Annotated in this window: 17 protein-coding genes and 1 pseudogene; 8 read left to right on the top strand and 10 right to left on the bottom strand. The window is 33.6% G+C overall.

Going from position 1 to position 23550, the window contains the following annotated elements:
• Window positions 1-98 precede the first annotated feature (98 nt).
• Window positions 99-1197 (bottom strand): peptide chain release factor 2 gene (prfB, locus tag AB674_RS09835; protein WP_117610300.1). Its coding sequence is split into 2 segments (ribosomal slippage): window positions 99-1133 and window positions 1135-1197, totalling 1098 coding nucleotides; the frame shifts between segments, so codons are not numbered across the junction.
• Window positions 1198-1347: 150 nt separating this feature from the next.
• Here prfB and AB674_RS09830 point away from each other — a divergent pair.
• Window positions 1348-2367 (top strand): threonine aldolase family protein, encoded by a 1020-nt coding sequence (locus AB674_RS09830; protein ID WP_047776127.1) that lies wholly within the window; start codon window positions 1348-1350, stop codon window positions 2365-2367.
• 95 nt (window positions 2368-2462) lie between these two features.
• Here the strand turns inward: AB674_RS09830 and AB674_RS09825 are convergent, their stop codons facing one another.
• Entirely contained in the window at window positions 2463-2783 is a 321-nt protein-coding gene (locus AB674_RS09825) for a YbaB/EbfC family nucleoid-associated protein (RefSeq protein WP_047776126.1), read from the bottom strand.
• A 68-nt stretch (window positions 2784-2851) separates the two neighbouring features.
• Between AB674_RS09825 and AB674_RS09820 the strand changes: the two genes are divergently transcribed.
• Together AB674_RS09820 and AB674_RS09815 are read left to right on the top strand one after the other, a co-directional pair.
• Window positions 2852-4987 (top strand): S9 family peptidase, encoded by a 2136-nt coding sequence (locus tag AB674_RS09820; RefSeq protein WP_047776124.1) that lies wholly within the window; start codon window positions 2852-2854, stop codon window positions 4985-4987.
• Window positions 4988-5057: 70 nt separating this feature from the next.
• Window positions 5058-6098, top strand: a complete 1041-nt coding sequence (locus AB674_RS09815) for a PLP-dependent cysteine synthase family protein (RefSeq protein WP_047776313.1) — start codon at window positions 5058-5060, stop codon at window positions 6096-6098.
• A 1377-nt stretch (window positions 6099-7475) separates the two neighbouring features.
• Here AB674_RS09815 and AB674_RS09810 read toward each other — a convergent pair.
• The 3 genes from AB674_RS09810 to gcvT all read right to left on the bottom strand — a co-directional run bounded on the left by AB674_RS09810 (window position 7476) and on the right by gcvT (window position 12120).
• Window positions 7476-8189: a YebC/PmpR family DNA-binding transcriptional regulator gene (locus AB674_RS09810; protein WP_047776123.1), complete on the bottom strand. Its 714-nt coding sequence runs from the start codon at window positions 8187-8189 to the stop codon at window positions 7476-7478.
• 322 nt (window positions 8190-8511) lie between these two features.
• Entirely contained in the window at window positions 8512-10542 is a 2031-nt protein-coding gene (locus AB674_RS09805) for a S41 family peptidase (RefSeq protein ID WP_047776121.1), read from the bottom strand.
• Window positions 10543-11037: 495 nt separating this feature from the next.
• Window positions 11038-12120 carry a glycine cleavage system aminomethyltransferase GcvT gene (gcvT, locus tag AB674_RS09795; protein WP_047776118.1) on the bottom strand — a complete coding sequence of 361 codons (1083 nt, stop codon included), beginning with the start codon at window positions 12118-12120 and terminating at the stop codon, window positions 11038-11040.
• A 281-nt stretch (window positions 12121-12401) separates the two neighbouring features.
• On the opposite strand from gcvT, the gene AB674_RS09790 reads away from it, so the two are divergent.
• The 3 genes from AB674_RS09790 (at window position 12402) to AB674_RS09780 (ending at window position 14538) form a co-directional block, all read left to right on the top strand.
• Complete coding sequence (locus tag AB674_RS09790) at window positions 12402-13250, top strand: NAD(P)H-hydrate dehydratase (protein ID WP_047776116.1); 849 nt, start codon at window positions 12402-12404, stop codon at window positions 13248-13250.
• A 132-nt stretch (window positions 13251-13382) separates the two neighbouring features.
• Window positions 13383-14165, top strand: coding sequence for a HipA family kinase (locus AB674_RS09785; protein ID WP_047776115.1), 783 nt, complete (start codon window positions 13383-13385; stop codon window positions 14163-14165).
• Window positions 14155-14538 carry a DUF3037 domain-containing protein gene (locus AB674_RS09780; RefSeq protein ID WP_047776108.1) on the top strand — a complete coding sequence of 128 codons (384 nt, stop codon included), beginning with the start codon at window positions 14155-14157 and terminating at the stop codon, window positions 14536-14538. The genes AB674_RS09785 and AB674_RS09780 overlap by 11 nt, the downstream gene beginning before the upstream one ends.
• A gap of 231 nt (window positions 14539-14769) precedes the next feature.
• On the opposite strand, the gene AB674_RS09775 is transcribed toward AB674_RS09780, so the two are convergent.
• The 3 genes from AB674_RS09775 to AB674_RS09765 all read right to left on the bottom strand — a co-directional run bounded on the left by AB674_RS09775 (window position 14770) and on the right by AB674_RS09765 (window position 17110).
• Window positions 14770-15318: a HutD family protein gene (locus AB674_RS09775; protein ID WP_047776106.1), complete on the bottom strand. Its 549-nt coding sequence runs from the start codon at window positions 15316-15318 to the stop codon at window positions 14770-14772.
• Between the two features lie 68 nt (window positions 15319-15386).
• Window positions 15387-15893: a GNAT family N-acetyltransferase gene (locus tag AB674_RS09770; RefSeq protein ID WP_047776104.1), complete on the bottom strand. Its 507-nt coding sequence runs from the start codon at window positions 15891-15893 to the stop codon at window positions 15387-15389.
• Window positions 15894-16255: 362 nt separating this feature from the next.
• Window positions 16256-17110, bottom strand: a complete 855-nt coding sequence (locus tag AB674_RS09765) for a hypothetical protein (protein WP_047776102.1) — start codon at window positions 17108-17110, stop codon at window positions 16256-16258.
• Window positions 17111-17586: 476 nt separating this feature from the next.
• On the opposite strand from AB674_RS09765, the gene AB674_RS09760 reads away from it, so the two are divergent.
• Both AB674_RS09760 and AB674_RS23070 read left to right on the top strand, forming a co-directional pair.
• Window positions 17587-18516, top strand: coding sequence for a hypothetical protein (locus tag AB674_RS09760; protein ID WP_047776100.1), 930 nt, complete (start codon window positions 17587-17589; stop codon window positions 18514-18516).
• A gap of 193 nt (window positions 18517-18709) precedes the next feature.
• Window positions 18710-18811, top strand: a pseudogene (locus tag AB674_RS23070) (transcriptional regulator); the annotation flags it as partial.
• Between the two features lie 79 nt (window positions 18812-18890).
• On the opposite strand, the gene AB674_RS09755 reads toward AB674_RS23070, so the two are convergent.
• Entirely contained in the window at window positions 18891-22058 is a 3168-nt protein-coding gene (locus AB674_RS09755) for a COR domain-containing protein (RefSeq protein WP_047776098.1), read from the bottom strand.
• A 176-nt stretch (window positions 22059-22234) separates the two neighbouring features.
• Window positions 22235-23524, bottom strand: coding sequence for a threonine synthase (gene thrC / locus AB674_RS09750; protein ID WP_047776096.1), 1290 nt, complete (start codon window positions 23522-23524; stop codon window positions 22235-22237).
• Between the last annotated feature and the right edge of the window lie 26 nt (window positions 23525-23550).

Raw genomic sequence — 23550 nt, 5'->3', positions numbered from 1 at the left:
GTTTTTAGTCTCAGTTTTCAGTTTACTTGACGGTTTTGCTTTTGAATTTAATCAAAGAGTAAAACTGCGACTGCGACTGAAAACTGCGACTAAAAAAACTATTCCTCCTCCCGTTGGCCCATCATCATTAGAAATGCTTTTAGGAAAGGATCAATATTTCCGTTCATTACGCCATCAACATCGCTGGTTTCGTAACCTGTACGAACATCTTTTACTAATTTATAAGGTTGCATAACGTAATTACGGATTTGCGAACCCCATTCGATTTTCATTTTTCCGGCTTCGATATCAGCACGTTGGGCTTGTTGTTTTTTAAGCTCAATTTCGTATAACTGAGAACGTAACATCTGCATGGCACGTTGTCTGTTGTCTTGCTGAGAACGGGTTTCAGAACATTGAATCTGAATTCCGGTTGGTTTGTGAACCAATTGTACTTTGGTTTCTACCTTATTTACGTTTTGTCCTCCGGCACCACTCGAACGGGAAGTTGTAATCTCGATATCGGCAGGGTTAATGTCGATTTCGATACTATCGTCAACAAGTGGGTATACATAAACTGATGCAAATGACGTATGACGTTTGGCATTACTGTCAAAAGGCGAAATTCGAACTAAACGATGTACGCCGTTTTCTCCTTTTAAGTACCCAAAAGAATAATCTCCTTCAAACTCTAAAGTAACAGTCTTGATTCCTGCCACCTCGCCAGCCTGAAAGTTCAGTTCTTTTATTTTGAAACCGTAACTTTCGCCCCACATGATGTACATGCGCATCAGCATTCCGGCCCAGTCACAACTTTCAGTTCCACCGGCACCCGCCGTAATTTGAACCACAGCACTCAAACTGTCACCTTCGTCGGAAAGCATGTTTTTGAATTCTATGTTTTCAATATGCGATTGCGTAGTGTTGTAATGCTCGTCTAATTCCTCGGCTGAAAGTTCCCCTTCTTTATAGAAATCATAAGCAAGCTGTAATTCATCTGTAAGTTCAATGGCTTTGTCATAATCTTCGATCCATTTTTTCTTGTTCCGAAGGTTTTTTACAATGATTTCAGCTTCTTTAGGATTGTTCCAGAAGTCAGGTGCGAAGGTTTTTTCTTCTTCGTTGGCAATTTCGATTAGCTTGGCATCAACGTCAAAGATACCTCCTCAACGCACCAAGGCGCTCCACAATACCTTTAATTTGTTCGGTAGTTGTCATAAATTAATACAAGTTTTATATGTTTTTTATAAATATTACGTTAATTTGGTTCTGGGATATTCACTAGTTAAAGTTTATTAAAACTTATCTCGAATAACTGTCAGTAATACGTAATTTTGTTGTGCAAAAATAAGACATAGTTTTTAGAATATGGAAATAAATTTAATTAGCGATACCATTACCAAACCTTCTCTGGAAATGTTGCAGTATATGTTTAATGCCCAAGTCGGTGATGATGTATACAAACAAGACCCGACAGTCATTGAGCTTGAAACCAGAGTAGCGGAGTTTTTTGGAATGGAGGCCGGGCTTTTTTTTCCATCCGGAACTATGGCTAACCAAACTGCAATCAAATTACACACCCAACCGGGAGAACAATTAATTGCGGACAAATACGCGCATGTTTATCATTATGAAGGAGGAGGTGTTTCTTTTAATAGTGGTGTTTCCTGTTGTTTAATAGATGGACATCGCGGCATGATCAATGCTACTCAGGTAGCAGCAGCGATTAATGATCCTGAATTCTATCATAGTCCTTTAACAAGTTTGGTTTGTGTCGAAAATACAACCAATAAAGGAGGTGGTGCTTGTTACGAATTAGAAGATTTAAGAGAGATAAAAAAAGTCTGCGATGCCAATAATTTGAAGTTTCATTTGGATGGCGCCAGAATTTGGAATGCGTTGGTAGCAAAAAGACAAAATCCAAAAGAATTTGGAGCAATTTTCGATACTATTTCGGTTTGTTTGTCTAAAGGATTGGGTGCGCCAATCGGTTCTGTTTTGTTAGGATCTAAAGCTGATATCCATAGAGCGTTGAGAATCAGGAAAATACTTGGAGGTGGAATGCGTCAGGTGGGGTATTTGGCAGCAGCCGGACTCTATGCTTTGGCTCATAATATTGAAAGATTGGCCGAAGATCACCGCAGAGCTAAAGAAATTGCAGCAGTTTTAAGTACAAAACCCTGGATAGCGGCAATAGAACCGGTAGAAACTAATATTTTGATTTTTTCACTGGCTGAAAACTACAGCGACCAGCTCTTAGTAGAAAAATTGAAACAGAAAAATATTTCAATAAGTTTAATGGGACACAATAAACTCCGAATCGTAACGCATCTGGATTATAGAGAAGTGATGCATACGTATGTTTTGGAGACACTTTCGAAGTTTTAAGAAAAAAAGAGTTTAAATTTTGTTTCAGGTTTCAAGTTTCAGGTTTTTCGTAATACGTATAACTTGAAACCTGAAACCTGAAACTTGAAACATTCTTATTTAAACAAGTTGTCCATTCCCGGAATCATTGGCATATCCATTTTTGCAACGGCGTCCAATTCTCTTTCGTTTACACCTGTAGCCTTTTCAATCGCTTTATTGATTGTTACAATTAAGTAATCTTCTAATTGCTCTTTGTCTTCCAATAAAGAGTCGTCAATTGAAATGGAAGTTATCTTTCTATTTGCAGTTAAGGTCACTTTTAATAATCCATCAGCACTTTGTTCGTCGATTAAAACAGTATCCAGGCGCTTTTTTGTATCTTCAATTTTTTGTTGGGTTTCTTTAAGTTTGCCCATCATTCCCATTAAATCCATTTTTGTTGATTTTTAAATTATTCCGTACAAAATTAGTATATTGCTCTAGTATTTCAATACAATATTTTATGAAAAAATTAATTCTGTTTTATTGTGTTTGTGCTACTTTTGCTCCTTCTTATTTAAAAACTAATGCTCAATCTATGCCAAATGATATAACGGCTCCAAAGGCCAAAATAATTGAAAAGAAATTAAAAAAGCATAAAGAAACCCGAATCGACAACTATTTTTGGTTGAATAATCGTGAGAATCCTGAGGTAATAGATTATCTGAATCAGGAAAATGCTTATTACGAAAGTATGACAGCACATACAAAGGAAATTCAGAATGCCTTGTATGAAGAAATGAAAGGGAGGATTAAAGAAGATGATTCATCGGTTCCTTATTTTTATAATGGATACTATTATATAACTCGTTTCGAAACCGGACAGAACTATCCTATTTTTTCAAGAAAAAAAGGAAGCCTTTCTGCTGCTGAAGAAATTTTATTCAATTGTAATGAATTGGCAGTAGGTCACGCTTACTTTAAACTAGGAGGTTTAAGCATAAGTCCGGACAATAAATTTGCCAGTTTTGGAGTGGATATTGTGGGGAGAAGAATCTATACGATTCAGTTTAAAAACTTGGAAACAGGAGAAATTCTGGCAGATAAAATTGAAAATGCTACAGGCGGTTCTGTTTGGGCAAATGATAACCATACTATTTTTTATACCAAACAAGACGAAGTTACCTTAAGAGCCGATAAAGTATTCCGACATAAACTAAATACAAGTTCTGAGAAAGATGTACTGGTTTTTAATGAAACAGATGATACCTTTAATGTTTCCATCAGCAAAGAAAAATCAAGAAAATACATTGTAATCGGATCCGGAAGTACACTTACTACTGAACACAGAATCCTGAATTCAGACAATCCGGACGGGGAGTTTGAGGTTTTTCAGCACCGTGTACGTGGTTTAGAATATAGTATTTCGCATTACGAAGATTCGTTTTATATCTTAACCAATAAAGATAAGGCAACGAACTTTAAGTTGATGAAAACGCCTGAAAACAGAACAGAAAAGAGAAACTGGGCAGATCTTATCCCGCATCGTGAAGATGTTTTGTTGGAAGACATTGAGATTTTTAAAAATTATCTGGTTGTCGAAGAACGCTCCAATGGATTGAATCATATTCGAATCATGCCTTGGAAGGACGAACCGGATTATTATCTGCCTTTTGGAAGCGAAACGTACAGTGCTTATACGACAACAAATATTGATTTTGATACTGATATTTTGCGTTATAGCTATCAATCGCTTGCAACGCCATCGTCTGTGATTGATTTTAATATGAAAACTAAAACCAAAGAAATCTTAAAAGAACAAGCGGTTTTAGGAGGGAAGTTTGATAAAGAAAATTATATCGAAGAACGTATTTGGGCTACTGCCAGAGACGGTGTAAAAGTGCCTATTTCTATCGTTTACAGAAAAGGACTCGAGAAAAATGGTAAAAATCCTTTATTGTTGTACGCATATGGTTCATACGGAATGACAATGGATGCTTATTTCTCGTCTACAAGACTTTCTTTGTTAGATCGTGGATTTGTATATGCAATTGCCCATATTAGAGGAGGAGAAGACTTAGGAAGACAATGGTATGAAGACGGGAAACTGTTAAAAAAGAAAAATACCTTTACAGATTTCATCGATTGCTCTAAATTTGTAATTAACGAAAAATTTACTTCTTCGAAACATTTGTATGCAGAAGGAGGATCAGCAGGAGGGTTATTGATGGGAGTTATCATAAATGAAGCCCCGGAACTGTATAACGGAGTTATTGCTCAGGTGCCTTTTGTTGATGTTGTTACAACAATGCTTGATGATAGTATTCCATTAACGACAGGAGAGTATGACGAATGGGGGAACCCAAACAATAAAAAGTATTACGATTATATGTTGTCTTATTCGCCTTATGATAATGTAAAAGCGCAACAATATCCAAATATGTACGTTTCTACAGGATTGCATGATTCGCAAGTGCAATATTGGGAACCAGCCAAGTGGGTAGCCAAATTGAGAGAAATGAAAACAAATAATAATTTTTTGTTTTTAGATACCAATATGGATGCCGGACATGGCGGTGCTTCAGGAAGGTTTGAAGCACTAAAAGACTTAGCAAAGGAATTTAGTTTTTTATTAGATTTAGAAAAAATTAAAAGCTAATTAGATTTTTTTTGTTAAATTTGCAACCTATCGAGGTTATTTAAAAATGCCTTTGATTAACTATTTTTTTATGAAAGAAGAAATAAATGCTTATAATAATGTTTTAGAGTTAATAGGTAATACACCACTTATTAAGCTAAATAAAGTCACCGAAGAGTTAGAAGGAAATTTCTACGCAAAGGTAGAAGCTTTTAATCCGGGACATTCCTCAAAAGATAGAATAGCATTATATATTATTGAAGAAGCCGAGAAGAAAGGAATTCTGTCTCCGGGAGATACCATAATCGAAACTACATCAGGAAATACCGGTTTTAGTTTAGCAATGGTCAGCATTATAAAAGGGTATAATTGTATTCTAGCTGTAAGTTCAAAATCATCGAAAGATAAAATTGACATGTTAAGAAGTTTAGGAGCTAAAGTATATGTCTGTCCGGCGCACGTTTCTGCAGATGATGAAAGATCATACTACAATGTTGCCAAGAGATTACACGAAGAAACTAAAGGTTCGGTTTATATTAATCAATATTTCAATCAGTTAAATATTGATGCGCATTACAACACCACAGGTCCTGAAATCTGGGAACAGACAAAAGGCCAAATCACGCATCTTATTGCTTGTAGCGGAACAGGAGGAACAATTTCCGGAACCGCAAAATTCTTAAAAGAACAAAATCCAAATATTAGAATCTTAGGTGTTGATGCTTTTGGATCGGTATTAAAAAAATACCACGAAACAAAAGAGTTCGATAACAAAGAGATTTATCCGTATCGTATTGAAGGTTTAGGTAAAAACCTGATTCCATCTGCGACTGATTTTGATATTATTGATAAATTCATGAAGGTAACCGACGAAGAAAGTGCTCACTCAGCAAGAGAGATCACCCGTAAAGAAGGTTTATTTGTGGGGTATACATCCGGAGCTGTAATGCAGGCTATTAAACAATATGCCGAAGAAGGTGAGTTTACCAAAGACAGTAATGTTATTGCTATTTTCCCAGATCACGGTTCACGTTATATGAGTAAAGTATTTAGTGATGACTGGATGAACGAACAAGGATTCTTTGATAGCATCAATGAAGAAGAAGTTCAAAAAATTGAATTTGTAAAGTAATTTAAATACTTTTAGAGATATAACTCCATTCGCCGGTCGAATGGAGTTTTTTTTTGGAGTTAAAGCAAGGGATACTTGGATTAACTCTAGAAAGAATAAGCGTCCCGTTTGTTCTTTCAACGAAGGAGACTCGACTTCGCTCGAAATGACTAACTAAATGTGTTCCTGTTGTGGAGTTGCTTGTGCGATTTCTCGACTTCGCTCGAAATGACAAACTAAATGTCTTTCTGTTGTGGAGTTACTTGTGTGATTTCTCGACTTCGCTCGAAATGACAAAAAGAGCGAATCCTGTTCTTATACTAACGTTTTTCAACTAACCATGTCATTTCGAGGCACGAGAAATCACACAAGTAACTCGGTAAAGATTGGCGATTTTCTACATGAAATTACAGGAAATTGGGTTTGACGAATTGATGATGTTAATAGTTGAGTTTCGAAGAAATAAACTATATATTGATTAGCAGTATTCATAATGTGAGCTCTTTTGATCTCGAAGAAAGAAATTAGATGGAGAGTGGGAGTAAAATTTAGAAACAATTGCTTAAAACAGCCTTAAAAGGCTTACGATCATCACTTTTGATTGTTTTGCCGACTATTTAGGTAAGTTAACGGGAAAATTTTCTTTTAACACTATTATACTATAGATTAGTGGTAGTGTAATAATACGTTGTTTTTAAATTACTTATAGCTGTGTGATGAAAAGTGTACGACAATGCTGAGTTTATCGGTATTGATAAACGAAATTTTCAGACTTAAGAAGAGGAGTGTTTTCAGATCAACTGAAACGAGTGAGGGACGATAAAAAGAATAGTGATATATGACTTGACGGAAGGGAGTTATTTGTTGTAAATAACAAATGTTCCCTCTAAAAACAACCTTAAATTGAATGTAAAACTTTGATAGTTATAGATTGATTAGTTTATTAGTTGTTAAGTTTTGAATAGTGAAAAAGCCTCCTGAAATGCATCGTCAGTTGGCTTTTTGTTTTTTTACGGGTGTCGTTTTAGCTTATTACGCTTAACACTACGAATAAAATTACCAGAATAATCACGGCAAATTTGGTGTATTTTGATGTTCTCATGAGATTGATTTTTAGATTTTAATAAAACTATTGATTGCTGCAAATATAACAGTTAATCTGTCTTTTCATAATTAAAACAGAAACATTACAAAGCAGAAATCCGGGTTTAAGTAAAAAAGAACCGTAGATGAAAAATTAAACCATATAAGTGATGTAAGTCCATTTTAAGCAAAACGCTTAAGCTGATGTGAACTTACATCACTTATATGGTTTAAAATAAATGTCTTTACTCAGAGTTTGGGGAATAAAAAAAGCTCTGAGTTTTCAAAGCTTTTGGATAGGTATATAGAAGTTTTTTATTCTTCTTTCATCGTATGATAAACGTTCATCACATCATCATCTTCTTCAATCTTTTCGATTAACTTTTCTACATCAGCGATTTGAGCTTCAGTAAGTTCTTTTGTGATCTGTGGAATACGCTCAAAACCAGAAGACAAGATTTCTAAACCTCTGTTTTCTAATTCTTTTTGCAAAGCTCCAAAGCTTCCAAAAGGAGCATAGATTAAGATTCCGTCTTCGTCTTCGAAAACCTCTTCTGCACCGAAATCAATTAATTCCAGTTCTAATTCCTCAGCATCAAGTTCTCCTTTTGCAATGCGGAAATTACAAGTATGATCAAACATGAATTCAACCGATCCCTGAGTTCCCATTGTTCCGTTGCATTTGTTGAAATAACTGCGAATATTAGCCACAGTTCTGTTATTATTGTCAGATGCTGTTTCAATTAATATGGCAATTCCGTGAGGAGCGTATCCTTCAAACAAGATTTCTTTATAATTGGCAGTATCTTTATTACTGGCATTTTTTATAGCGCGCTCAACATTATCTTTAGGCATGTTGGCCGCTTTTGCATTTTGTATTACAGCTCTTAATCTAGAATTGGCTTCTGGGTTAGGACCGCCTTCTTTGACAGCCATAACGATATCTTTACCAATTCGGGTAAATGTTTTGGCCATTGCAGACCAACGTTTCATTTTTCTTCCTTTTCTAAATTCGAACGCTCTTCCCATTACTAATTTTTTATTTTGTGATGCAAAAATACGGTTATTCCTTATTTTTCCAAAATCAAAAGGATTCTTTTTTGTATAATGTTTTTATAAGTAATTGTATTTAAAAACAATTGCTTTTATACCTTGATGTGTAGCCATAAAATCTAATAAGAAAAGCATACATTTTAAAGCATATTTGAGTACTGTGACTGAATACTGTAATTTATCCGAAAAGCCATAAGAAGATTAACCTGAAACCTGAAACAAATCCAACCTGAAACAAAACCAACCTGAAACAAAACAAACCTGAAACAATAATACCACCCCGAAACAAACCTAGTTTTTACTTCGACCCGTTAAATTCAGTAATAATATTCACAGCCTCATTCAGATACGGATTCGTTTTTAGATTGTCTATCTGGTACTGATTCATTGTTTTTTCAGTGGGGTAAACGCCTAATAGAAATTGGTTTACGGTAGAGTTGTAAACATCAAGCGGGTTGTTATCGTCATTAAAAGTATGAATTTCTGTCCAAAGAGCGCTGATTCTCTTTTTCTGCTCAAAAACAGCATCCAGTGTCATGAGCACTTCTGATTTTGGGACATTAACTAATTTATCGATTTTCTGATTGATTTTTTTAATGTCGTTGAAATAATAATTATCAGCTAATCTTATAGTGCTGTTGGTTGCTATTTTAGTGATGAGGTTTCGTTTTACGTAGGTTCTGTATTTTAAAAACGGTTTAATGCTGTCATTCTTGATAGCAGTCGGAAAATCACTTTCTTTTTGATACACGTCTTCGTAAAATTCCGGAAGTATTACATCGGGAGTAACGCCAACGTATTGATGACTTTTGCCGGTAACTCTGTAGAATTTATTAATCGTGATTTTTAGAAAATCGGTATTTTTTTCTTCGTCAAGCGAAAGAATGGTTTGCATCGTTGCCTTGCCAAGCGTAGTGCTTCCCAACAACAAAGCGCGATTGTAATCTTGCAGGATAGAAGAGAAAAACTCACTTGCTGAAGCTGTATTACTGTTTACTAGAATGACGATTGGGCCTTTGTAAATTAGTCCTCTAAAAGGGTCATTTATCACCGTTTGTTCTTGTTTATTGTCCACGACAACAGAAAGCGGACCGTAATCAATAAACATACCGGCCATTTTTATAGCTTCTTCCATTGAACCTCCGCCATTGTCAATCAAATCGATTACCAGGCCTTCTATGTCGTCTTTTTCGAGTTTGATTACCTCACGGGCGACATCATCAGCACAGCCTTTTCTACTATTTCCGTCTAAATCAGCATAAAAACTTGGGATTTTGATGTAGCCAATTTTACTTTCCTTGCCAATTATAAAACTAAAGACCGAGTTTTCTTCATCTTTCATGACTTGTTTTTCTATAGCCACTTCAAAGCTTTTACCTGAATTTCGTTTTAATGTAAAGACAATATTTTTATTTGATTCGGATAAAATCATGGTCGAAATGGATTCCAAAGAAGCACAGGAAACTTTCAAAGTCTCTTTCTCATTGGAAACGGAGACAATCTGATCTCCTTTTTTAATTTGTCCTGTTTTAAAGGCCGGACCATTGGGATCGACTTCTTCTACGATTATTTCGTTTTTCTCATTTAGATTTACGGTCATTCCCAACGATAAATGCTCTTTTGATAAGGAAGCAACAAAACTGGATTTAGAATCATCACTAAAATAGGCGGTATGGGGATCAAAATAGGTACAAAAGAAATTGTACAGTTTTTCGTCCTGCTTGCTTTTTGTTTCTAACAATGTATTTATGCGACAGATTTCATTAGTTAAAATTAACTTTTTTGAAACTGCTTCAATCGATTTGAAATTGGTTTTTATAGAGTCTAAATTGTCACTGGTCTCTACGATATCATCTAAAATTTGATAGCGTAGTTTTTTGAGCCAGACTTTTTCCAGATTTTCTTTGTTGAGATAAAAAGCAAATGATTTTTTGTAAAACCGTATCGTGTCGTTTTTGTTATAATCAATTGGTTCAGCTTGAATTTTCTCCAGAACGGTTTTGGTTCTAAGGAGTCCATTTTTGTATTTGGTAGTAATATCTGCTAAAAAGCTACAATCGTTCTGAAGAATCAAATCGTCTAAATTGTGGCGGTATTTTTTGGATATTTCGTCATATTCGCTCTGAAAAAAAATGTTTCGGGACGGATCTAATTCATTGATTAGATTATCGAAAACAAATACAGACAAACTATCGTCGACTGGTTTGGGACGAATATGCTCGGTTTGAATTAGTACATTTATCTTATTTAGTATTTCACAGGTTTTATCGCTATTTTGACTAAATAGAGTACTGGTAATTAATGCAAATGCAAATACTATTTTTTTCATAAATCTGAAAATGATCGTTCAGACTAAAATTACGTTTATTTTTCGATAAAAGACAGTAAATTCTTTAAAATATCGGCAAAGTAAATATTAATTGGGTCAAACTGCATGGAGGAAGTTTTTTCGCCGCTAATTGCCCGAATTATGAGAGTTTTGACTTTGTGAATTGTAATGCCACAGATTAAACGGATTATTAAGATTTTGTTTCTTGTTTTAACTTTTATAAAAGAGTATAGAGCACGTGACAGATTATAAAGAGAAGTTTTTTTGCCACGAATTACACGAATTTCCACGAATTATTTTATCGCTTAAACTTTGTGTTATTTGTAAAAAAATAAAAGGCAAAAGAAGAAAACCCTTTTAATCTGCGTAATCTGTGGCAGATTAAACTAAAAGAAAAACCACAAATCAATTAGTGAAAATTCGTGCAATTAGTGGCAAAAAAAAATGCGTTACAATAAAAATTGCAACGCACCTATACTTAAAAGTTTAAAAATATTATTTCTTGTAAAAAGGCAATTTAACCACTTTTGCAGGAACATCATTTTTTCTGATTCTGATAAAGATATCACTGTCAACAGTACTATTGCTTACTGTTACATATCCTAAACCAATTCCTTTATTCATCGAAGGTGACATGGTTCCTGAAGTAACAACACCAATTACAGTTCCCGTTGCGTCAACAATTTCGTAGTCGTGTCTTGGTACTGCACGCTCTTGCATTTCGAAAGCGATTAGTTTTTTAGTAACACCTTCTTCTTTTTGTTTTTTCAGACTGTCAGAATTGGTGAATTCTTTTGTGAATTTAGTGATCCATCCCAAACCTGCTTCTAATGGAGAAGTAGTATCGTTGATATCATTTCCGTATAGACAGAATCCCATCTCAAGACGTAAAGTATCACGAGCTGCTAGACCAATTGGTTTAATACCAAAAGCTGCACCAGCTTCAAAAACTTTATTCCAGATCGCTTCTGCATCAGCATTTTTACAATAGATTTCGAATCCACCTGAACCAGTGTAACCCGTAGCAGAGATAATTACATCACTAAGACCAGCAAAATCCGCCACTTCAAAATGGTAGTAAGCGATTGCTGATAAATCGATAGAAGATAAAGATTGCATTGCTTCAACCGCTTTTGGTCCTTGGATCGCCAATAAAGAATAGTCATCTGAAAGGTTTTTCATTTCAACACCTAAATCATTGTGTGATGAGATCCAATTCCAGTCTTTTTCAATATTCGAAGCATTTACAACCAGTAAATACTCTTCTTCTTTCATTTTGTATACAATTAAATCGTCTACAATTCCACCATCATTATTTGGTAAACAAGAATATTGTGCTCTTCCGATCGTTAAAGTCGAAGCATCATTTGATGTTACTTTTTGAATTAAGGCCAAAGCATTTGGTCCGGTAAGTAAGAACTCACCCATGTGTGAAACGTCAAAAACGCCCACACTGTTACGAACCGTTTCGTGTTCTGCATTGATACCTTCATATGTAATTGGCATATTATAGCCGGCAAAAGGTAGCATTTTTGCTCCCAGACCTTCATGTATGTGCGTAAGCGCAGTATTTTTCATTGTGTTGTTTTATATAATTGAGTCGCAAATTTATTTAAAAAATATCAAAATAAAACAGTCTAAATTATAAAATTCTTAAAGATTGATACTGATTTTGTGTGATTCGCTATATCTTTTGCTTTTTTAAGAAAAAAAATAAGGAGATACCGTAGTAAACATTGCGTATAGTACCTGTACTTGTAAAATTAATGTAAAGAATGAACGAGTTCTGTATTTTAGTAATAAGAAAATTCTTCGTATTCAATATTTTTCATACTTTTAGGTCTGTAAAAGTATCCAAAATGAAAGTTCCGCTTCAGATCACAAAACAAGAAATTCTGACCTTTTATAAACGTCCAAATCCTTTAACTCATAAGGGGATTCAAGGTCATGCTCTAATTATTGGCGGCAGTTATGGGAAAATAGGAGCAGCAGTTTTGGCCTCAAAGGCATGCATAAAATCAGGTTGTGGACTGGTCACTGCTTTTACACCAAAATGTGGGTATCAGATTATGCAAATCAGTATTCCCGAAGCAATGGTTATGACGGATCAAAGCGAAAATTGTATTACCAAAATTGATTTTTCGTTAGTACCGCAAGCAATCGGAATTGGTCCCGGAATCGGGCAGGAGCAAAGGACACAAATAGCGCTTTTTGAATTTTTAAAAAACAATAAAAGCCCTTTAGTTCTGGATGCGGATGCTTTAAATATCTTATCGAATAACAAATCCTGGCTCGATCTCTTACCTGAAAATACGATTCTGACACCTCATCCTAAAGAACTGGAGCGAATAGTTGGAAAGTGGAGCTCAGAGATTGATAAGTTTGAAAAGACAATTATTTTCTCGGAACGCTATAAAGTTATAATTGTGATGAAAGGAGCACCTACTTTTATCATTAATCAAAGTAAAATTTACCAAAATACAACAGGTAATGCCGCATTGGCAACTGCCGGAAGCGGAGATGTGTTAACCGGAATCATTACCAGTTTATTAGCACAAGGCTACTTACCGGATCAAGCCGCAAGACTTGGTGTTTTCCTTCATGGATTAACGGCAGATATTGGAGTGCAAAAAACAGGATATCATTCTTTTATCGCTTCTGATAGCATTAAAAATTTGGGAAAAGCATTTTTATCGCTGGATTCTTAGCACTTTAGACTTCTCCACTTTTTATACAGATACTTTGTAAAGAATGTAGATTTAGTCCGAATTTTAAAAAAAATCTAAAATCAGGATTCAGAAATCAAAATTCGTAAGTTTGTATTCCAGTAAATACTGCTTATGAAAAACAATTTCGATCTCAGAACGGTAAACGTTACGCGTTATATTACGCCTTTGCGCGAGGGCGGTTCTTTACCCGCTTTGGCAGAAGCCGATGACGATTTTAAATATGTATTAAAATTTAAAGGTGCAGGACATGGTGTAAAAGCTTTAATTGCCGAATTGGTTGGTGGTCAAGTTGCAAAAGCTTTAAAGTTACAGCTTCCCGAATTGGTTTTTGCTCAGCTCGATGAAGCATTTGGCAGAACTGAGGCTGACGAAGAAATTCAGGATTTATTGCAAGGCAGTCAAGGGCTTAATTTGGCACTTCACTTTTTGTCGGGAGCTATTACTTTTGATCCTGCTGTAACCACTGTTGATGCTAAACTTGCTTCTCAAATTGTTTGGCTGGACGCTTATATTACCAATGTTGATCGTACTTTCAAAAACACAAATATGTTGATCTGGCATAAAGAATTATGGCTGATCGACCATGGGGCTTGTTTGTATTTTCATCATTCCTGGAACAATTGGGAACAACATGCTAAAAGTCCGTTTGCCTTGATAAAAGACCATGTTTTGCTGCCACAGGCTTCTCTTTTAAAGGAGGTAGATGCTGAATTTAAAGCGCTTTTAACACCCCAAATTCTGGAAGAAATTGCCAATACAATTCCGTTAGAATGGCTGCAATGGGAAGATACTGATGAAACTCCCGAAGCTTTGCGAAACGTATATCTACAGTTTTTGCAAACCCGTTTAAATAATTCCGAAATCTTTGTAAATCAGGCTCAAAATGCAAGATAGTCACTTATATGAGTATGCTGTAATTCGTGTAGTACCGAGAGTAGAACGCGAAGAATTCCTCAATATCGGAATCATTTTATTTTGCAAAAGAGCTAAGTTTATAAAGGTGCTTTTTCACATTAATACAACTAAAATTGAAGCACTTTCTGATGATTTTGATATCGAACAGTTAGAATGTAATTTAACTTCATTACAAAAAATTGCCAACGGGGACAAAGATGCAGGTCCAATTGCTGAATTTGATATTCCGGAACGTTTTAGATGGCTAACCGCAATAAGGAGTTCGGCGATTCAAACGTCAAGACCTCATCCGGGTTTGTGTGAGGATTTAGAAAAAACGATTCAAAGGCTTTTTAAGGAATTGGTTTTGTAGGAAGAGGCTCAAAGGTTTGAAGGTTTTTGTTTCAGGTTTCAAGTTTCAAGTTTGAAGTTTCAAGTTTCAGGTTTCAGGTTTCAGGTTTCAAGTTTTCTCACTCCAGATAAAAAAGCAGTATAAATCCGCTTAATCTGCCAAATCCGCGTGCAAAAACACATTCAGTTAAAACCTGAAACTTGAAACCTGAAACAAAAAAAACGAATCTACCCTTTTCAATTGATGATCGGATTAAAAGTCCAATATTCCGTAGAGGCATTCATTGGAAAAATGAAGTAGTATATTTTCCTTTTTTTGATTTTCAATGACCAATAAATCGTAAGGTTTTAGATCGTACGGTTTCTCATTAATTTTGATAACTGTTGTATCTAAGGAAAATAAAATCACTATTTGTGCATTACAATTCTGATTGCTATTGGCTATTTTTAGTTTGTGATGGCTTATTTTTTCAGAAACCATCCAATTAAAATCAATGCCTTTTGTATAAGAAGTCACTTCATCATCGGAATTAAATTCCATGATTTCATATTTCTCATATACTTTTTTTTCTTTGTTTAAGTCAATATGTAAATCGTTATCAAGCATTACCAAGTAGCGGTAATAGCCCTTAAATTGGGTAAACTCTGAAGGCACTTTCTCTATTGTAGCACTGCTTATTCTGAATGCAAAATCCCTGTCGGCATAGTGGGCAGTTTTCGGATGTATCAGATATTCGTAGGTCAATCCACCACTCCAAACAGAGGCTTTACTATTTTCTTTTGGGAAAAGATGTAGGTTCATTTTTTATTGTTTTTAATAAGCAATCAAATGTGCTATTTTTTCAATGATTAACAATTGCACTTAAAAACTTAAATCTTTTTCTCGAAATAAATAAATTCCAGAGGTTTTTCAGAGATATTTACGTGAATTTCGCTTTGTGGAAAAGCTTCTCTTTCGCCTGTATCTTCATAACCATTACGTTTGTACCAGGCGATCAATTCTTCACGAACAGAAATCACGGTCATAATAATTGCATTTAAGCCTAAAGATTTAGCATGATTTTCGGCTTCAGCCAACATTTTTCTGCCGATTCCGCTATTTTGTAGCTCGGGTGAAACGGTTAACATTCCCAAGTACAATTGATGTTCTTTTTCGACCAATAAAACGGAACTAATGATTTTTCCATTCTCAGTAAATTTCAAAATGGTATTTTTTGGATCCTGAATGGTTTGCGTCAATTCTTCTTCAGTAGTTCTTTTTCCTTCTAAAAGATCGGCTTCTGTAGTCCAGCCTTTTTTAGACGATTCTCCTCTGTAGGCCGAATTGATTAATAGGTTTAATGCAGGGATGTCTGCTAATGTTGCTTTTGTGATCATTTGTAACAGGAATGGACTATGGTTTTATTTTTCAAAGATAGAAAAAGTAAATGTGTTTGAAAGATCAGATTAAGGATCAAATCCAAAAGTTTTGGGGAAGTAAAAATCTCGCAGAGTCGCAAAATCGCAAAGTTTTAAAGTAAAAACTGAAAAAAAAATTGAGACTCCATGACATTTGAGAAACCCAAAGTGAGAAAGTGGAAAAAAGGGTAAGGCTTAAAAATGAGAATAAAAAACGTTGTGACTTGGCGTCTTTGCGAGATCGTCATAGCGAGAAGAAAAGCTAATACAATAAAAAAGCGCAAAGTCAGGGACGTTTGCGCTTTGTAAATATATTTTAAACCCGGATAAACAGCATCAGATTATTCGTAGCTGTATACCGTTTTTGTAACGGTTTTTTCGTCAGGATATGCTAAATCGATTACTTTAACAGTAGATTCTGTCAGATAGCCATTAGCATCATATTTATAATCATACTCGTTTCTCATTTCGTATAAGGTCACCCCTTCAGAAACGGCTTTAATTTTCCAATCTAAAATGTGCATCCAATTGTAAATGTAACATCTGAAAATTGGCTCACTGGAATATATACCGGCTTTTGTGTAGTCTACAGTAAGTTCGTAAGTGGTATCTACAATCCTGTCTTTAACAACATAAGAAGTAACTCCGTTGGTAACGACACGTTTTGAATAATTTTTTTGCAAGCTTGTTATATTTACAAAAACCTTATTGCCAACATAAGTATACAAATAGGTTGTATTTACCGGGTTGGTAACCGGAACCTGAAGATAACTTCCGTCAGGTTGCTGTTGAAGAATTCTTTGGGTGTAAGTTCCGTTTTCGACTTCTTTTATATCACGTCCGATTTCGTCATAATAAATATCGGTTACGTTTCCGTTTGGAGCAGTTACTTTTGAGATAAAACCACTACTGTTGATTTCTGTAACAATATCAGCATAGTAGGCATTAGTAACTTGATTGGCTTCATTAAAATCGAATTTTGTAATATTTCCAACTAATAGATTGTCTGTATATTTATCGATTGAGTGTAATCTGCCTCTTGTATCGTAAGTATAACGTCTTTCTCTTAAGTTTTCTTCTATTTCGTTGCCGTTATCATCTTTGATAATATCAGAGACTACTTCTTTTATTAAACGATGCGGTGCTGTTTCGGTTGATTTTCCAGTGGTTTTTGCTGCCGTTTTTTTAGGAATCAATTGTATGGCAGGTTTAAATACCTCCTGATTTGGTAATCTGGGGTCAACTACATCGGGAGTAGGTGTAGCGGGTGCGTTTTCGTCGCTTGCACAGCTTGTAAAAAGAAGGGGTAAAGTAATAAGTAAAAATACTAAAGTAGTTTTCTTCCTTTTTTGGTAATGTGAGTTAAATGGTGATTGTTAATTTTGATTGAAAGATACTGTTTTATTTATGATAAACGCGGGGTAATTTCAAGACTAATAAGTCAAAAGTTGACTATTTGATTGTTGAAACATTTGGCAGAACTGTATTCATTAACCGGAAAATCGACTTAGAATTAAAGTATTAAAGTGAAAAAAATAATGCGGTTTAGATTTATTTTCAGGTATGTTTTTTTGTTGTTATTATTTTTGGAAAAGAAAGGGAGAATAGGAAAAATAATAATTATGTTTGCGCCACTATAAACGAACTATTTCACCTATTTTAACATAAAAACATGAGATTTTCTAAATTACCATTTATTTTGTTTTCTTCTATCTGTATTACAATTACTTCTTGCTCTTCTGACGAAGATTCAGCTTCAGATACACTTCCTGTGCAACCCGAAGTTGTCAATCCTGCAAATGAAAAATTAGTTTCGGTTGTCTATCCTTTTAGCAATAATATTCCTTACATGATGGATAAACAGACTTTTGAGTATGATAATTTAAACAGAATCAGCAAAATAAAATTTACTGGTTTCGTGTACGGAGTTACTTATGTAAATCCGGATTTGATTGAGATCAATTTATTGGAAGATCCAATCGAAGGAAGAAAGATGGTATCAAAAAAGACAATCAGCCTGAAAGATGGAAATGTTATATTGATTGTAGATAAAAAGTTTGATCTGATAGAGACCACTAATGAAAGTAAAAATGCAGCAACAGATTCTACACTATTCAGCTATAGTAATAAATACCTTTCAAAGGTTCAGTTTTATGGCAAATCAGTCAACTGGGGGAATTCTTACAGTCTAGACAAACAGTTTGACTTTATTGAAGTTAACGGAAATATTACACAAGCCAAAGAAACATCGGAATACTCCGGAATTACAGAGGTTAATTATTCTTATGATAGTAATCCTTATCTAAATATGGGGGATATGGTTTATGAAACACCCTTGTATTTTGGTAGTGTTGAGGGGTTGCATGTTTTTTTTAAAGATAAATTAGGAAAGAAAAATGTTAACAATATAGCTAAAGCCGATTTTTCATATGAAAAAAGGTCTAATCAATTTTTGGGTTACAGAACGATTTTTTTTACAAGAAATTTGGACAAAAATGGCAGATTAAGCGAAATTTTATTGTCAGGTACAATAACGAAAAGTGTTGATGGTACTCCGAGTTCAAGTTTCAATAATGAAAAAATGAGTTTTATTTATAAGTAAAAACGAATACAGTAGAAGATACTTTTGAATTTAAGTCTTAGCCGTTTCGGATTTCCGATATAGCTAAGACTTTTTCTTGGTGTAAAAACTTTTTAATCTTGAATAAAGTCAGTTTAGAACTTCTTTATTGACCATTGTCTTTCTGGATTGATTTTGTTTGCGCTCACGAGCGGGAGGCTCGCGTTAGCGGGGTACTTTTAATCCTTTAGATAGAGTTGTTGAACTTTACGAACGTTTGGTGCAAGCTGAAAAAGATAAAGTTGAGTATTTGGAGAAGTTGTTGAATGGGAAATAATCGTTTTTGAAGATATATTAAATTGAAAAGAGACCTTTTATGAGGTCTCTTTTTTTATTACTTTTTTGGGATGAAACTTTTAAAATACTTTTTTTGTAACCTTAGGTGTTTTTCCTCCTAATGCAGGTATTTCGATTAATGGTTCGTCAGTTAATTTTGCCAATAACCTGTTCTGAGAATCTGTTAGGTTTTCAACAACTAGATCGCTATCTATTTCGATTACATCGTTGCCTTGAAATCCAAATGGGTAGATGGAATTGTTTCTTTTGTCAAATGACACTAAAATGTATTTTTGTGGTCTTTCCTTAATGTCATTAATTATTCTCTCATATTCGGCTCCTACACCTCCTTTAAATGAATTTGCTTTTACTGCGTAACCTTTGCTTAATACAATTATAATTTTATTATTGTTAGATAAATTTTCATACATCATTTTCATAAAATTATTTTCTTCTTTATACAAATCAAATGATGCATCTAAATTCCATTCAGTTCTTAATTGATTTACAAATTTGCCCACTTTATTTTGATGTTCCTCATCAAAATCGCTGTTTTCATCAGACCAACTATATGTTACAAATATTTTAGGTCGACTATTTTTTTCGTCCATTATTTTTTCCATTTTTTCTACTTCTTCTCTAATTACTTTTATTGGATTGGGTAATCCTATATTATATAATAATTCTTCAACTTTGAAAACTTCTTCACTAATATTGCAGAATACTTTAGAGTCAGCTTTTTCTTTGATTTTATCAAGTAACATTTCATAAGAGAAAGTTGTTGAATCTTTTTTTGTTAAGCATTTTGCACAAACACATGGGATTATAATTTTTGGTGTAACTCCTTTATATCCATCTGTGATATCTTTAAGAGCATTCATTATAATCATTATAATACCTCTTGCATCTTTTCCTTTTGCTTTAACTGTTATTTTTCTGTGATAAAAATCTTCAAATACCTGGCAAGTTGTCTCGTCGTCACAAAAATTAACTCCATTGTTCCATACTTGGTTATCATCAATTATATATCTACTTAATTCTGCACTAATTTGATTTACTAATCCTTTGGGCATAAAATCATATTGATATTCTATTCGTAAACAAGACTCAGAATCAGCCCAAATACTATCACTAGGTATTGATTGTAGACGAGTAGGCATGATATAATCCGACTTATTATGTTTTTTTGGAAAAGCAATTTTAAAAACTTCTAACATATCTTTTAAAATTTCATGCTTGTCTTCATAAATGGTTTCGTTCCAAACTCTTTCAAAATCAGAAGAAAATATAATTCCTTTTTGATTTAATATTTTGTCGTCGTCTATGATCTTATAAACAGCATCAACTGACCATTTTGGATTTAGAATTATCCAGTTTTTTAATTTTGCTTCTTTATGATACCATAAAATAATTCCAATTGAATGAAAAAATCGTAGACAATCATCTATATCTTCTTTGTTTGCAAAACTTTGAGAATTTGAAAATTTAATCGTTTCTTTCAAATCAAAATAAGTTATACAGTTCTTTTCTTGTAGATTGTTAATTAATTCTCTTACTGGTATCCACGATTTTGGAACACTTTTTTTGTAATGAGGCAAGTTTAATATTTGATTAATGATTGATTTTTTTATTTGTAAAAGACCTTTATTTTTATCTGGTAAATTAATTTCGTGATAATTTTGCTCTTGATCTTTTATGATGTTGAAATTTTCATTAGCGATATAAGCACCTACATCATTCCATGGAGTAGTATTACCATCATGACATGTTTGCCCCAAAATTATAGGGCTTTTGCCTCCAAATTGATAAATTGTTGGAATCCAATAATCAAAATGATGTGTATTTTGGCGAGAAGATGCTAATAATACAAAGACAGAATTCTCTGTTAGAAAAAAACGATGTACTGGATAGTAAACATCTTGCCCTCCAAAATCCCAAATATGAGCAATATGTTTTTTATTTGATTGTTTTTTAAACTCCCAGTCTACAATTGAAATTCCTCTAGTTCTATTTTTTTCTTCAGGTAGTTTTTCTCTGGAATTTAGCAATCTTTTTAATAATGAAGTTTTTCCTGCACTTCCTTCACCAACCAATGTCAACTTAGCTTCAAAAATTGTATCTGTCCCTTCTTTTTCAATTTTTTTAAAGAATCGTACAATAGCATCATTCCCTTCCTCTAAGGTGTGAAGTGGCGGGTATTCTAAAGGATTATTGATAAGATTTAATCCTATATTAAATTCATCACCATTAATTACAATTCCTTCTTGAATTAATTTTAATAATATTCTAATATCTGTTATTTCATTACTTCTTAAATCTAAGTAAATTAATTTAGTAATATCTTTTAAAGAAAGAATATTGTTGATTTTATTTTTGCTTAGATTTAGATGAGTTAAGTTTGTGAAATTTGTTAGAATTGAAATATCAGAAATAATATTATTACTCAGATGTAATCTGGTAAGTTGAGTCAAATTTTGTAAAAAATCAATATTTGAAATTAAACTATCATCTAATGACAAGTATGAAAGTTTGTTTAATTTACTTATAATTGTATAATCTTTTATAGGGTTTTTCCCTATGCGTAAAAAATTCAAATCTAATATCTTTTCAAAAACTACAATGTTTGAAATATTATTACTTTCCAAGGTTAATGTTTTTAACAATACTAGATTCTCAAGAATTGATATTTCATTAATTGTATTACTACCTAAAAGTAAAGAAGATAATTTCGTTAATTTTTTTAAAAAAGAAATATCTGTGATTTTATTTTCACCTAAATCTAAAAGATTCAACTGAGTTAAATTTTTTAGACTGGAAGCATCAGATACTAGATTGCGCCAGAGATCAAGAGATTCTAATTTTACTAAATTTTTAAGTACTGAAATGTCATCTATTTTATTATTCCATAAGGATAGTTCATTTAAATTCACCAATTTTTCAAGCGATGATATTTCCGAAATACTATTACTACCAAGATTTAAATTTCTTAATTGAATCAAATTTTTTAAAGGAGAAATATCAGATATTCCATTACCACTAAGGATTAATACCTTTAAATGAGGAAATTTACTCAAGATCGATATATCTGAAACAGCAGTAGATATTATTCTTAAATAGACAATTTCATTATCTTCATTAACTTCATAAATATTTTGATTGTTAGAATCTAATTCATTTGGATCTGAAGAAGAATATATTTCAATTTCAAAATGTTTTTCTAATTTTAAAACTTGATCATGTTTGTTCATTGATTTATTTCTAAAGTTATGTTTTTAATAAGAGATGAATTAGATAGGTTAAGCATTTTTAAATAAATTCAAACGTACTAATTTGTCTTACAAAAAGCTAATTCTTGATAAATAAAAAAGTCACAAATTACTCTAAAGTAATTTGTGACTTTTAATATTTTCATATGGTGAAAAAACTACCCCAAGAACGCCTTCAATTCCTCATAACTCCCAATCTTCACACTCACTTTCTCTTTATCCAAAACACTTTCTATTTGTGTCGGAATAGGAAGCGTAATTCCTAATGCGGGTTCAACCACATCTAAGAATTTAATTGGATGGGCCGTTTCTAAGAAAATTCCAATGACATTTTCGTGTTTTTGCAGTTCTTTTTTCAAGCCTAAGTATCCAACAGCGCCATGTGGTTCTGCGATGTAACCGTCGGTATTGTAAATGTTTTTTAGAGCAACTAATGTTTCTTCATCCGTATAACTATACGAAGAGAAATCTTTCTCGAAAGCTTTTAAATCATTGTTGTATAATTCCTGAATTCGGATAAAGTTACTTGGATTTCCAACATCCATAGCATTAGAAATGGTTGCTTTAGAAGGCTTCGGATCGTATTTTCCGTTTTCTAAAAATCTTGGCACTGTATCGTTTACGTTTGTTGAAGCTACGAAATGTTCAATAGGTAAACCTAATTTTTTTGCCATAATTCCGGCACAGATATTTCCAAAATTCCCACTTGGACAAGAGAAAACCAGCGGTTTGTTTTGATTTTTCAAGGCTTTGTAGGCAAAGAAAAAATAGAACATCTGTGGTAACCAACGTGCAATATTAATAGAATTTGCTGAGGTCAGATTTTTATGTGCCAAGGTTTCGTCTAAAAATGCTTTTTTAACCATATCCTGGCAATCATCAAAAACACCATCAACTTCCAGTGCTTTTATGTTTTGTCCTAAAGTAGTCAGTTGTTTTTCCTGAATGTCACTCACTTTTCCTGACGGATATAAAATGACCACATCAACGCCATCAACGCCAAGGAATCCGCTGGCGACAGCACCGCCCGTATCGCCCGAGGTTGCTACTAAAACAGTGTTTTTAGAATCTTTTTTGTCTTTGTTAAAGTAGGCCAAACAACGCGACATAAATCGGGCTCCGACGTCTTTAAAAGCCATTGTTGGGCCGTGGAATAATTCTAACGAGTAAATTCCGTTTTCGACTTGCACCACCGGAAAATCAAAACACAAAGTCTCGGCAATAATTTCTTTTAAAGTTGAAGTCGGAATTTCGTCTCCAACAAATTGTTTAATCGCTTCAAAAGCAATTTCTTCGTGACTTAAACTTTCGATTTTATCAAAAAAAGAAGGATCTAAAGCCATGATTTCTTCCGGGAAATATAATCCTTTATCACTCGCTAATCCTTGTATTACAGCTTCCTGAAAAGAAACTTTTGGGGCATTGTGGTTTAAACTATAGTATTTCATTTCTAATTTTAGATTTTAGATTTTAG

Origin of the sequence: Flavobacterium sp. ABG (assembly GCF_001027725.1) — a bacterium.
GTDB classification, from domain to species: domain Bacteria; phylum Bacteroidota; class Bacteroidia; order Flavobacteriales; family Flavobacteriaceae; genus Flavobacterium; species Flavobacterium cupriresistens.
This window is presented reverse-complemented; position numbering and strand designations above follow the sequence as displayed.

Coding starts and splice junctions, on each gene's coding strand:
- AB674_RS09810 (WP_047776123.1), bottom strand. CDS start 8,189: ATGGGAAGAGCGTTCGAATTTAGAAAAGGAAGAAAAATGAAACGTTGG.
- AB674_RS09830 (WP_047776127.1), top strand. CDS start 1,348: ATGGAAATAAATTTAATTAGCGATACCATTACCAAACCTTCTCTGGAA.
- AB674_RS09760 (WP_047776100.1), top strand. CDS start 17,587: ATGAGATTTTCTAAATTACCATTTATTTTGTTTTCTTCTATCTGTATT.
- AB674_RS09775 (WP_047776106.1), bottom strand. CDS start 15,318: ATGAACCTACATCTTTTCCCAAAAGAAAATAGTAAAGCCTCTGTTTGG.
- AB674_RS09755 (WP_047776098.1), bottom strand. CDS start 22,058: ATGAACAAACATGATCAAGTTTTAAAATTAGAAAAACATTTTGAAATT.
- AB674_RS09805 (WP_047776121.1), bottom strand. CDS start 10,542: ATGAAAAAAATAGTATTTGCATTTGCATTAATTACCAGTACTCTATTT.
- gcvT (WP_047776118.1), bottom strand. CDS start 12,120: ATGAAAAATACTGCGCTTACGCACATACATGAAGGTCTGGGAGCAAAA.
- AB674_RS09815 (WP_047776313.1), top strand. CDS start 5,058: ATGAAAGAAGAAATAAATGCTTATAATAATGTTTTAGAGTTAATAGGT.
- AB674_RS09780 (WP_047776108.1), top strand. CDS start 14,155: ATGCAAGATAGTCACTTATATGAGTATGCTGTAATTCGTGTAGTACCG.
- AB674_RS09770 (WP_047776104.1), bottom strand. CDS start 15,893: ATGATCACAAAAGCAACATTAGCAGACATCCCTGCATTAAACCTATTA.
- AB674_RS09820 (WP_047776124.1), top strand. CDS start 2,852: ATGAAAAAATTAATTCTGTTTTATTGTGTTTGTGCTACTTTTGCTCCT.
- thrC (WP_047776096.1), bottom strand. CDS start 23,524: ATGAAATACTATAGTTTAAACCACAATGCCCCAAAAGTTTCTTTTCAG.
- AB674_RS09785 (WP_047776115.1), top strand. CDS start 13,383: ATGAAAAACAATTTCGATCTCAGAACGGTAAACGTTACGCGTTATATT.
- AB674_RS09825 (WP_047776126.1), bottom strand. CDS start 2,783: ATGGATTTAATGGGAATGATGGGCAAACTTAAAGAAACCCAACAAAAA.
- AB674_RS09790 (WP_047776116.1), top strand. CDS start 12,402: ATGAAAGTTCCGCTTCAGATCACAAAACAAGAAATTCTGACCTTTTAT.